This is a genomic window from Streptomyces sp. NPDC059443, assembly GCF_042750105.1.
Lineage (GTDB): Bacteria > Actinomycetota > Actinomycetes > Streptomycetales > Streptomycetaceae > Streptomyces.
Genome location: NZ_JBHYVM010000031.1, coordinates 98,314 through 109,789 on the forward strand (window position 1 = coordinate 98,314; position 11,476 = coordinate 109,789).

Annotated in this window: 12 protein-coding genes; 11 read left to right on the forward strand and 1 reads right to left on the reverse strand. The window is 72.0% G+C overall.

Annotation, left to right across the window (positions count from 1 at the left end):
• The first annotated feature begins 2 nt into the window (after positions 1–2).
• The 6 genes from ACFXDJ_RS26865 to ilvD all read left to right on the forward strand — a co-directional run bounded on the left by ACFXDJ_RS26865 (position 3) and on the right by ilvD (position 5,189).
• Entirely contained in the window at positions 3–950 is a 948-nt protein-coding gene (locus ACFXDJ_RS26865) for a Ppx/GppA family phosphatase (RefSeq protein WP_384653331.1), read from the forward strand.
• Between the two features lie 50 nt (positions 951–1,000).
• Positions 1,001–1,285, forward strand: coding sequence for a hypothetical protein (locus ACFXDJ_RS26870; RefSeq protein WP_384653329.1), 285 nt, complete (start codon positions 1,001–1,003; stop codon positions 1,283–1,285).
• The gene (locus ACFXDJ_RS26875; RefSeq protein ID WP_384653327.1) at positions 1,267–1,680 is read left to right on the forward strand and encodes a DNA-binding protein; all 414 of its coding nucleotides are present in this window, start codon (positions 1,267–1,269) and stop codon (positions 1,678–1,680) included. The genes ACFXDJ_RS26870 and ACFXDJ_RS26875 overlap by 19 nt, the downstream gene beginning before the upstream one ends.
• A gap of 72 nt (positions 1,681–1,752) precedes the next feature.
• Entirely contained in the window at positions 1,753–2,583 is an 831-nt protein-coding gene (locus ACFXDJ_RS26880; protein WP_384653325.1) for a sugar phosphate isomerase/epimerase family protein, read from the forward strand.
• Positions 2,580–3,200: a TetR family transcriptional regulator gene (locus tag ACFXDJ_RS26885; RefSeq protein WP_384653323.1), complete on the forward strand. Its 621-nt coding sequence runs from the start codon at positions 2,580–2,582 to the stop codon at positions 3,198–3,200. Before ACFXDJ_RS26880 ends, ACFXDJ_RS26885 begins: the two co-directional genes overlap by 4 nt.
• A 135-nt stretch (positions 3,201–3,335) precedes the next feature.
• Entirely contained in the window at positions 3,336–5,189 is a 1,854-nt protein-coding gene (gene ilvD, locus ACFXDJ_RS26890) for a dihydroxy-acid dehydratase (RefSeq protein WP_384653321.1), read from the forward strand.
• An 89-nt stretch (positions 5,190–5,278) separates the two neighbouring features.
• On the opposite strand, the gene ACFXDJ_RS26895 is transcribed toward ilvD, so the two are convergent.
• The gene (locus ACFXDJ_RS26895) at positions 5,279–7,450 is read right to left on the reverse strand and encodes a protein kinase (protein ID WP_384653319.1); all 2,172 of its coding nucleotides are present in this window, start codon (positions 7,448–7,450) and stop codon (positions 5,279–5,281) included.
• 106 nt (positions 7,451–7,556) lie between these two features.
• Here ACFXDJ_RS26895 and ACFXDJ_RS26900 point away from each other — a divergent pair, with 106 nt between their 5' ends.
• The 5 genes from ACFXDJ_RS26900 to proC all read left to right on the forward strand — a co-directional run bounded on the left by ACFXDJ_RS26900 (position 7,557) and on the right by proC (position 11,024).
• A complete protein-coding gene (locus tag ACFXDJ_RS26900) occupies positions 7,557–7,859 on the forward strand; it encodes an SH3 domain-containing protein (RefSeq protein WP_384653317.1) in 303 nt (100 codons plus the stop codon).
• A 99-nt stretch (positions 7,860–7,958) separates the two neighbouring features.
• On the forward strand, positions 7,959–8,516 hold the full coding sequence (locus ACFXDJ_RS26905) for a hypothetical protein (protein WP_384653315.1): 558 nt from the start codon (positions 7,959–7,961) through the stop codon (positions 8,514–8,516).
• An 86-nt stretch (positions 8,517–8,602) separates the two neighbouring features.
• Positions 8,603–9,415 (forward strand): ABC transporter ATP-binding protein, encoded by an 813-nt coding sequence (locus tag ACFXDJ_RS26910; protein ID WP_384653313.1) that lies wholly within the window; start codon positions 8,603–8,605, stop codon positions 9,413–9,415.
• Entirely contained in the window at positions 9,412–10,149 is a 738-nt protein-coding gene (locus ACFXDJ_RS26915; protein WP_384653311.1) for an ABC transporter permease, read from the forward strand. Before ACFXDJ_RS26910 ends, ACFXDJ_RS26915 begins: the two co-directional genes overlap by 4 nt.
• A gap of 65 nt (positions 10,150–10,214) precedes the next feature.
• A complete protein-coding gene (gene proC, locus ACFXDJ_RS26920; RefSeq protein ID WP_330297905.1) occupies positions 10,215–11,024 on the forward strand; it encodes a pyrroline-5-carboxylate reductase in 810 nt (269 codons plus the stop codon).
• The last annotated feature ends 452 nt before the right edge of the window (positions 11,025–11,476 follow it).

Sequence of the window (11,476 nt, forward strand, 5' to 3'; positions counted from 1 at the left end):
CCATGAGACTCGGTGTCCTTGATGTGGGTTCGAACACGATCCATCTGCTGGTGGTGGACGCGCACCCCGGCGCGCGCCCGCTCCCGGCGCACTCGCACAAGGTGGAACTGCGGCTGGCGGAGCTGCTCGACGAACACGGCGCCGTGACGCCGGAGGGCGTGGAGCGGCTGGTCTCCGTCATCGGGGGCGCCGTGCAGGCCGCCGAGGACAAGGGCTGCGAGGACCTGCTCCCCTTCGCGACCAGCGCGGTACGGGAGGCCACCAACGCGGACGAACTCCTCGCCCGGGTCAAGGCCGAGACGGGCATCGAACTGCCGGTCCTGAGCGGCGACGACGAGGCGCGCCTGACCTTCCTGGCGGCGCGCCGCTGGTTCGGCTGGTCGGCCGGGAAGCTGCTGCTCCTGGACATCGGCGGCGGCTCGCTGGAGATCGCCTACGGCATCGACGAGGACCCCGACGCGGCCGTCTCCCTCCCGCTGGGCGCGGGCCGCCTGACCTCGGGCTGGCTGCCGGGCGACCCGCCGGACCCGGCCGACATCAGGGCCCTGCGGCGCCACGTCCGTGCGCAGATCGCCCGCACGGTCGGCGAGTTCAGCCGCTTCGGGACCCCGGACCGGGTGGTGGCGACCTCGAAGACGTTCAAGCAGCTGGCCCGGATCGCGGGCGCGGCCCGTTCCGCGGACGGCCTGTACGTCCAGCGGGACCTGACCCGCAAGTCCCTGGAGGAGTGGGTCCCGCGCCTCGCCGCGATGACCACGGCCCAGCGGGCCGCCCTCCCGGGCGTCTCGGAGGGCCGCTCCAACCAGCTGCTGGCGGGCGCGCTGGTCGCGGAGGGGGCGATGGACCTCCTCGGCGTGGACTCCCTCGAAATCTGCCCCTGGGCCCTGCGCGAGGGCGTCATCCTCCGCCGCCTGGACCACCTGCCGACGCCGGGCGGACCGGCGGCGTAGGGGCACCTCGATTTCCTACTCCTTTGATACGCCCGAGTATGCTGTGGGGTATGTCTGAGACGACCTACGGCATCGGCGAGGGACCGGCCGCCAGAGTGAGCCTGTCGCTGCCGGAAGGAACCGCGGAAGCGATCCGCTCGCGCGTCGGCAAGCGCGAGTTCTCCGCCTTCGTCGCCGCGGCGGTCGAACGTGAGCTTCGCGGCCAGATCCTCGACGAGTACCTGGCCGACTACGAGCAGCGGCGCGGCCCCCTCGGCGCCGAGTCCCGGCAGGTGGCACGACGAGTCTTCGACGAGATCTTCGCGGAGGACGAGGCGTGGCCCGCCGCAGGCTGAGCCACGAGGGCACGTTGGTTCTCGACAGCGAGGGCCTGTCGAAGCTCCTCGACGACGAGGAAGCCGTGGTGGCCCTCGTCGCGGAAGCCCGTGGTCGGGGCATGGAAGTGGTGGTCTGCGCCCTCACGATCATCGAGGCCGTGCACACCCGCACCAACAAGGCGCGGCTGAACCGGATCCTCTCCGGTCTCCGCGTGATCTCCGTAGGGGACGAAGAGGCTCGGGCGGCCTCGGCCCTCCTGATGGAGGCGGGTCTCCACGGCCACAAGTACGCCATTGACGCAGCTGTTGCCGAAGCCGCGTTGCGGCAGCTCCGCCCCATCGTGTTGCTGACGTCGGATGTCGACGACATGACGAAGCTCTGCGGGAACCGGGTCCACGTCGTCGGCGTTTGACCAGCCTTCCCCCGGGGTGCGGGAAGCCGTCCCGCCCCCGCCCCCGCCCGCTTCGACCCGTACCCTGTCCCCGTGGCAGAACCAGTCCGGATCCCGAGCGCGAAGGTCGCCCTCTCCACCGCCTCCGTCTATCCGGAGTCGACGGCGACCGCCTTCGAGATCGCCGCGCGCCTCGGCTACGACGGCGTGGAGGTCATGGTCTGGACGGATCCGGTGAGCCAGGACATCGACGCCCTGCGCCGGCTCTCCGACGACCACCAGGTCCCGATCCTGGCCGTCCACGCGCCCTGCCTCCTCATCACGCAGCGCGTCTGGTCCACCGACCCGTGGACCAAGCTCCAGCGCGCCCAGGCGGCGGCCGAGAAGCTCGGCGCGTCCACGGTCGTCGTGCACCCGCCCTTCCGCTGGCAGCGCCAGTACTCCCGCGACTTCGTCACCGGAATCTGGCGGATGGCGGACGAGACCGACGTCAAGTTCGCCGTCGAGAACATGTACCCCTGGCGCTACCGCGACCGCGAAATGCTCGCGTACGCGCCCGAGTGGGACGTCACCAAGGACGACTACCGCCACTTCACCGTCGACCTCTCCCACACCGCGACCGCCCGGACCGACGCGACCGCGATGATCGACCGGATGGGCGACCGCCTGGCCCACGTCCACCTCGCCGACGGAAACGGTTCCGCGAAGGACGAGCACCTCGTCCCCGGCCGCGGCAGCCAGCCCTGCGCCGAGCTGCTGGAGCGCCTCGCCACCACCTCCTTCGACGGGCACGTGGTCATCGAGGTCAACACCCGCCGCGCGATGTCCTCGGCGGAGCGCGAGGCCGACCTCGCCGAGGCCCTGGCCTTCACCCGTCTGCACCTGGCGGCCGGCGCCGCCCCGGCCGGGACCCCGCGCCCGTGACGGAACCCGCGCAGCGCCCCCGCCGCGGCCCCGGCCGCCCCCGCCAGGACGAGGCCGACGACGGCCCCGGCACCCAGGAGCGGATCCGCCTCGCCGCGCGTTCCGAGTTCGCGGCGCGGGGCTACGACAAGACCTCCGTACGCGGGATCGCGAAGGCCGCCGGCGTGGATCCGGCCCTGGTGCACCACTACTTCGGCAGCAAGGACGACCTCTTCGCCGCGGCGATCGAGGTCAGCATGGAGCCCGCCCTCGTCCTCCCGGCGATCATCGGCGCGGGCCCCGACGGCATCGGCGAGCGCCTCGCCCGCTACTTCCTCGGCGTCTGGGAGAACCCGGTCACCCGGACCCCGCTGCTCGCCGTGATCCGCTCGGCCCTCACCCACGAGGCCGCCGCGAAGGTGCTCCGCCGGCTGATCCTGCACCGGCTCCTGGAGCGGATCGCGGCTGACCTCAACGTCCCCGACCCGACCTTCCGCGCCGAGCTCGCCGCCTCCCACATGGTCGGCATCGCGATCCTGCGCTACGTGGTCCAGGTCGAGCCCCTCGCGTCGGCGGACCCGGAGACCATCATCGAACTGGTGGCCCCCACCCTCCAGCGCTACCTGACGGAAGAGTGACCGAGTACTGAGCCACCCGTCCCGACATCCGGACCGCCCGTCCGGATCGCGGGCAGGGGGCGTAGCCTCGTAAGAGCCATATCCACAGTCGCGGCAGGCGAACGTACGCCGCCGTACTCATGGGGAGTGAACCCGATGCCCGAGCTGAGGTCCCGCACCGTCACCCACGGCCGCAACATGGCAGGCGCACGTGCGCTGATGCGCGCCTCGGGCGTAGCGAGCGCGGACATCGGGAAGCCGATCATCGCGGTCGCCAACTCCTTCACGGAGTTCGTCCCCGGCCACACCCACCTGGCCCCGGTCGGCCGCATCGTCTCCGACGCCATCCTGGCCGCCGGCGCCGTCCCCCGCGAGTTCAACACCATCGCGGTCGACGACGGCATCGCCATGGGCCACGCCGGCATGCTGTACTCCCTGCCCTCCCGCGACCTGATCGCGGACTCGGTCGAGTACATGGTCGAGGCGCACTGCGCCGACGCGCTGATCTGCATCTCCAACTGCGACAAGATCACCCCCGGCATGCTGATGGCCGCCCTGCGCCTCAACATCCCGGTGGTCTTCGTCTCCGGCGGCCCGATGGAGGCCGGCCAGGCGACGCTCGTCGACGGCACCGTCCGCAAGCTCGACCTGATCGACGCGATGGTCGACGCCTCCAACGAGAACGTCTCCGACGAAGACGTCCTGCGCATCGAAGAGAACGCCTGTCCCACCTGCGGCTCCTGTAGCGGCATGTTCACGGCCAACTCGATGAACTGCCTCGCCGAGGCCATCGGCCTCGCCCTCCCCGGCAACGGCTCGGTCCTCGCCACGCACACCGCCCGCCGCGCCCTGTACGAGGACGCCGGCCGCACGATCGTCGAGATCACCAAGCGCCACTACGAGCAGGACGACCACTCCGTCCTGCCGCGCAACATCGCCTCCCGCGAGGCCTTCGAGAACGCCATGGCCCTCGACATCGCCATGGGCGGCTCCACGAACACGATCCTGCACCTGCTGGCCGCGGCGCAGGAAGCGGGCCTGGACTACGACCTCACCGACATCGACGCCGTCTCGCGCCGCGTCCCGTGCCTGTCCAAGGTCGCGCCGAACGTGGCTCCCGGCGGCACGTACTACATGGAGGACATCCACCGGGCCGGCGGCATCCCCGCCATCCTCGGCGAGCTGCACCGAGGCGGACTCCTGAACAAGGACGTCACCTCGGTCCACTCGGACAACCTCGAAGACTGGCTCGCGAAGTGGGACGCCCGCTCGGGCACCGCCACCGAGACGGCCATGGAACTGTGGCACGCGGCCCCCGGCTGCCAGCGCTCCGCCACCGCCTTCTCCCAGTCCGAGCGCTGGGAGACCCTGGACCTCGACGCCGAGGGCGGCTGCATCCGCTCCGTCCAGCACGCGTACTCCAAGGACGGCGGGCTCGCCGTCCTGCGCGGCAACATCGCCGTCGACGGCTGCGTCGTGAAGACGGCCGGCGTCGACGAGTCGATCTGGACCTTCGAGGGACCGGCCGTGGTCTGCGAGTCGCAGGACGAGGCCGTCGACAAGATCCTCCGCAAGGAGATCAAGGCGGGCGACGTGGTCGTCATCCGCTACGAGGGCCCGCGCGGCGGTCCCGGCATGCAGGAGATGCTCTACCCGACCTCCTTCCTCAAGGGCCGCGGCCTCGGCAAGGTCTGCGCCCTGGTCACGGACGGCCGCTTCTCCGGCGGCACCTCCGGCCTCTCCATCGGCCACGCCTCCCCGGAGGCGGCCTCGGGCGGCAACATCGCGATCGTCGAGGACGGCGACCGGATCCGGATCGACATCCCGAACCGCTCCATCGAGCTCCTCGTGGACGACGCCACCATCGCGGCCCGCCACGCGGCCCTCGGCGGGGTCTACGCCCCGAAGGACCGCGAGCGCAAGGTCTCCGCGGCCCTGCGCGCCTACGCCGCGATGGCGACGAGCGCCGACAAGGGCGCCGTCCGCGACGTCTCGCTCCTGGAGCGCTGACCCGCACGCCACGACGCACCCCGTGCGGCACCCCGCACGCCGTACGATCCGGCCCCGCCCCGAAACCTCCGGGCGGGGCCGGACCCGTTTCACCACCCGGCGGGATCCCCCGAGGGCACGGCGAAGACGGTCCCGTCCGGCGCGGAGGCGTACACCCGGCCGTCCCCGACGACGGGCGCGGGCAGGCTGGCCGCGAAGGTGTCCTTCCCGGCCCCCATCCGCGGCTTGGTCTGACCCACCAGCCGCCCGGCCCCCGCGTCGACCGCGAGCAGCCGCCCGTCCAGCGCCGAGAGGTACACCCGGCCGTCGCCGACCACGGGCCGCGAGGCGGCGGTCACCCCGGTCTCCAGCCGCCACTTCTCGCGCTCCTCGCCCACGGCGGCCAGCGCGCCCGAGGTTCCGAAGACGTACACCACCCCGTCGGGGCCGAGGGCCGCCTGTGCCTGGAGCAGCGGCGCCGACAGCCTCGTCGTGCGCACGGCCCGGGACCCGAGGTCGATCCGCACGACCGCGCGGGTCGTGGAATCCGTACCGGTCTCCAGCAGATGGAGCGCGGTGGCCGACGCGGCGACCGGCTCCACCGTTCCGGAGACCCGGACCTGCATGCGTACGGTGCCGTTCGCCGCCTCGACCGCCGAGACCTGCGTCGACTTCCCGTCGGCGGCGGCGGTGGAGACGTACAACGCGGCTCCACCGGGCTGGTCCGGCCCCGCGCACCACACGGAGCCCAGCCCGCCGATCTGCTTCGTCCACCGGACGGCGCCGGTGGCCGCGTCCAGCGCCGTGGCCGTCGCCTTCCCGCCCGGGCTCGCGATCACCACCAGCGCTCCGGCGGGCACCACCCGGGTGCCGTCCGGCAGGGGGTGTTCCCACCGCTTCGCGCCGGTCTGCGGGTCCAGCGCCTGGAGGAGCCGTCCCCCGCTGGTCACCGTGAACACCAGCCCCGCCGCCGGGAAGGGGACCCCGTCCGACGCGGCTCCGTGCGCGGCCCGTACCGACCAGAGCACCGAGCCGTTCGCCTCGTCGAGCCGGGCCACCGCCAGCCCGGCCCCCGCGCAGTACAGGGCCGCGGCGTGCCAGGAACACGCGGTGCCGTGTTCGCCCAGGGGCACCGACCAGGCCGAGGCCCGCTTCGGTCCGGTCGCCCCGGGGGCGGCGGTCTGCTTCGGCGGCGCGTGGCCGGGTCCGGTGCCGGCTCCGGACCACAGGTAGCCGGCCACGGAGCCGCCCGCCAGCAGCAGCCCGAGCCCCGCCGCCACGGCCACCCGGGTGCGCCGCCGGCGCCCCGGGGCGGGGTCAGACGGCGGACCCGGGCGGCCGAGGCCGACGTCGATGCCGCCGGCGTCGTTCCCATCGACGCCGATCCGGTCCCGCCGGTGCGTGTCCTGCTCGCCGGCCACCGGCTCCCGCGGCCGCGGGATGAAGGTGTGGGTGTCCTCGTCGGTGGGGTACGCCACCGCCCGCAACGCCGCGATCAGCGCGTCCGCGGTCGGCCGCTCGGCCGGATCCTTGGCCAGGCACCGGGCCACGACCGGTACGAGCGGCTCCGGCAGCCCGGTCAGATCGGGCTCGCTGTGCACCACCTGGTAGGCCACGAGGTAGTGGCTGTCGGAGTCGAAGGGCCCGCGCCCGGTCGCCGCGTAGACGAGTACGGCCCCCAGGGCGAACACGTCGGCCGCGGTCCCGACCTCGCGCGGCCGCTGGAACTGCTCCGGAGCCATGAACGGAGGGGTGCCGATCAGCTTGCCCGTCTCGGTCCGCAGATCGCTGTCGGCGGGCCGCGAGATCCCGAAGTCGATGACCCGCACCCCGTCCGGGGCCATCAGTACGTTGCTGGGCTTCAGGTCCCGGTGGACCACCCCGGCCCGGTGGATGTCCCGCAGGGCCTCCGCCAGGCCGGCGGCGAGCCGCAGCAGCTCCCGGGGCTCCAGCACGCGCTCCCGTACCCGCTCGGAAAGGGTCGGGACGTCGATGAACAGCGTGGCCATCCACGGCCGTTCGGCGTCGGGGTCCGCGTCCACCACGGGCGCGGTGAAGGCTCCGCTGACCCGCCGGGCGGCCGTGACCTCCTGCCGGAACCGGGCCCGGAACTCGGGGTCCACGGCGTGCTCGGCGTGCACGATCTTGACGGCGAGTTTCAGCCCCGACTCGGAAGTGGCCAGGTGGACGACACCCATGCCGCCGGAACCGAGCACGGACTCAAGCCGGTACTGCCCGGCGTACTCCGGAAACCCCACGTAGTCCGTGCGCAGCGAATGCACCGCTCACCACCCCCGCCGGAGCCTAGTCGATGCCCCGTGCGAATCTCCAAGGTCCTGCTACCCTGCGCGAGTTGCGCACAGCAACACCAAAGGGGGGAGTTTTCGCATGTCCGTTGAGAACGAAATGAGCCAGGTCGCCACTGCGGCCGACGGGTCCGGTTTTCAGACATTTCCGGTCGCTCCGGGCTACCGGGTGAACGTCCGCAGCGGTCCGGGCACGGGCTACGGCGTCGTCAAGGTGCTGCCCTACGGCGCCACCGTCACGATCCGCTGCCAGACTGACGGCGAGACCGTCAGCGGTCCCTACGGCACCTCGGACATCTGGGACAACATCGGCAACGGTCTCTTCGTCGCGGACGCCTACGTGAAGACGGGCAGCGACGGCTACGTCGCCACCCACTGCGCCTGAGCTCCGACCACCGCGCCCGAGGTCCATCCGGGTCCCTCCCGGGGTCTGACCAGTGAGACACCCCGGGCGGGCACCGGCCGGCGGGGGATAATCGCCGGTGTGAGCGACGACCAGCGAGACCAGACCCCCGCCGAGCCGGCCGCCGAGGCCGGGTCCCCGGCGCAGCAGCCCGTCACCCCCGTACCCGCCGGCCCCGAGCCCGAGGCGATCCGGTTCTTCGGCACCACCTGGGTCAACCACGACGGCGGCTACGGCCTGCGCCGCGTCGCCGTGGCGGTCGGCGCACTGGTCATCGCCGTCGCCGGCGCCTTCCTGCTCCGCCTCTCCTACGAGGGCCTGGAGATCGGGAACGTCGGACCGTTCCTCAGCATCTCGGTCATCGTCCTCTTCGCGATCGCGAGCTCCATCGCCTTCGCGAAGACCTGGGACTCCTTCAGCCGCCGCCAGGCCCCGTCCTCCGACGAGGCGGCCCTCAAGGGGCTCAAGGCGATCGGTTTCATCGGCGGCCTCATCGCGTACTTCCTGCGCTGCTTCACCGAAGCGCCCGGCGAGAAGCTGCGCCGTACCGAGTACGAGCACGCCGTGGCCGAATTCGCCCGCCGCCGCAGCTCCCGTACCGGCAACCCGGCCGCCCGCCGCCCCAAGCGCAAGAAGTAGCCCCGGGCCCGGCCGGCCGATCCGAACAGGGTCTCCACACCCCTCAGGCTTGCGCCCCCGGCACAGCCGGGAGCATTATTCATCACATGATGAATAATCAAGGGGCCACCGCCGTCCAAGCCCGCGACCTCACCGTCCGCCGCGGCACCGGCCGCAGCCCCCGCACCGTCATCGACGCCATCACCTTCGACGTCCCCCGCGGCCGCATCACCGGCCTCCTCGGCCCCTCCGGCTGCGGAAAGTCCACCCTGATGCGCTCCGTCGTGGGCACCCAGGCCCACGTCACCGGCACCCTCGACGTCCTCGGCCGCCCCGCCGGCCACCCCGAGCTCCGCTCCCGCATCGGCTACGTCACCCAGGCGCCCTCCGTCTACGACGACCTCAGCGTCCGGCAGAACCTCGACTACTTCGCCGCGATCCTCGACCCCGGCCGCGCCGCCGCCGACCGCCGCCGCGAGGCCGTCACCCGCGCCATCGCCGACGTGGACCTCACCACCCACACCACCGCCCTCGCCGGGAACCTCTCCGGCGGCCAGCGCAGCCGCGTCTCCCTCGCGGTCGCCCTCCTCGGCAACCCGGAGCTCCTCGTCCTCGACGAGCCGACCGTAGGACTCGACCCCGTCCTGCGCCGCGAACTGTGGAACCTCTTCCACGAGATCGCCGCCACCCGGGGCGCCACCCTCCTCGTCTCCTCCCACGTCATGGACGAAGCCGAGCGCTGCCACGACCTGCTCCTCATGCGCGAGGGCCGCATCCTCGCGCAGGACACCCCGGACGCACTGCGCACCCGTACGCACGCCGACACCGTCGAGGAAGGCTTCCTACGCCTCGTGGACGAAGCCAACGCCGCAGCCAGCGCCGCCGCTGCCACCGCCGAAGCCAAGGGGAGCACCCGATGAACGCCGCCCGAACCACCGCCACCGCGGCGCGCGTCCTGCGCCAGCTCCGCCACGACCCCCGCTCCATCGCCCTGATGCTGCTGGTCCCGGTCCTGATGCTGGTCCTGCTCCGCTACGTCTTCGACGGCAGCCCCCGGACCTTCAACAGCATCGGCGCCAGCCTCCTCGGCATCTTCCCGCTGATCACAATGTTCCTGATCACCTCCATCGCCACCCTGCGCGAGCGCACCTCCGGCACCCTGGAACGCCTCCTGGCCATGCCGCTGGGCAAGGGCGACCTCATCGCCGGCTACGCCCTCGCCTTCGGCGCCATGGCCGTCATCCAGTCCCTGCTCGCCACCGGCGTCGCCCTCTGGGGCCTCGGCCTCGACGTCGTCGGCTCCCCGTGGCTCCTGCTGCTCGTAGCCCTGCTCGACGCACTCCTCGGCACGGCCCTCGGCCTGTTCGTCTCCGCCTTCGCCGCGTCCGAGTTCCAGGCCGTCCAGTTCATGCCGGCCGTGATCTTCCCCCAGCTGCTGCTCTGCGGGCTCTTCGCCCCGCGCGACACCATGCAGCCGGTCCTGGAGGGGATCTCAAACGTCCTGCCCATGTCCTACGCCGTCGACGGCATGACCCAGGTCCTCACCCACACCGACATGACCGCCGACTTCGTCCGCGACGCCGTCGTCGTCGCCGGGTGCGCCCTCCTCGTCCTGACCCTCGGCGCCGCCACCCTCCGCCGCCGGACGCCCTGACCGCACGCCTGACCGCACTGCGGACACCGAACCGCCCCGCACCACCCGGATGCAAAGATGAAGGCATGACCCAGACAGTCGCAGTCCTCGGTACCGGCAAGATCGGCGAGGCCCTGCTCAGCGGGATGATCCGCGGCGGCTGGCCCGCCTCCAAGCTCCTCGTCACCGCCCGCCGCGCGGAGCGCGCCGAGGAGCTCCGCACCCGCTACGGGGTCGAGGCGGTCAGCAACGCCGAGGCCGCCAAGCGCGCCGACACCCTCATCCTCACCGTGAAGCCGCAGGACATGGGCAAGCTCCTCGAAGAGCTCGCCCCGCACGTCCCCGCCGACCGCCTGGTCATCAGCGGCGCGGCCGGCATCCCCACCTCCTTCTTCGAGGAGCGGCTCGCTCCCGGCACCCCCGTGGTCCGCGTCATGACGAACACCCCGGCCCTGGTCGACGAGGCCATGTCCGTCATCTCGGCCGGCAGCCACGCCACCTCCGCGCACCTCCTGCACACCGAGGAGATCTTCGGAGGCGTGGGCAAGACCCTGCGCGTCCCCGAATCCCAGCAGGACGCGGCGACCGCCCTGTCCGGCTCGGGCCCGGCCTACTTCTACTTCCTCGTCGAAGCCATGACCGACGCCGGCATCCTCCTGGGCCTGCCCCGCGCCCAGGCCCACGACCTGATCGTCCAGGCCGCCATCGGCGCCGCCGTCATGCTCCGGGACAGCGGGGAACACCCGGTCAAGCTCCGTGAGGCCGTCACCTCCCCGGCCGGCACCACCATCAACGCGATCGTGGAGCTGGAGAAGCACGGAGTCCGCGCCGCCCTGATCGCCGCCCTCGAAGCGGCCCGCGACCGCAGCCGCGAACTCGCCTCCGGCAACAGCTGACGCCCGGGCGGTACGGGGTCGCACGCAGCCCCGTACCGCCCAGCCGGCCCACCCCCGGGGTGACGCCGAGGCCGGGGTTGACACACCTGTTCCCGATCCGTAAGGTTCTTCGAGTTGTCCGAAGTGAGCGCCGACCCCGGTCGGTCCCCGGACAGCCATCCCGCACTACACATTCGAACGAGCGACGCACTCCGTCGTCTCTGTTTTCATGCGTATTTGCGAATGAGGAATCCGCGTTCTCGGACGCGGCCCCCGATTAGGTTCGGGGGCAAGGAATCCGCTACTGTCTCACTCGGCGCAAGGGCCCAACAGCCCAAACGACAAACCCCGCTGACTGGGAGTCAGGCCCGAAAGGATCTGATAGAGTCGGACTCGCCGGAAAGGGAAAAGCGCGAAAGCGCAGGACCTGGAAGGCGGAAAACAAGCGAGACTGACTCTGATAGAGTCGGAAA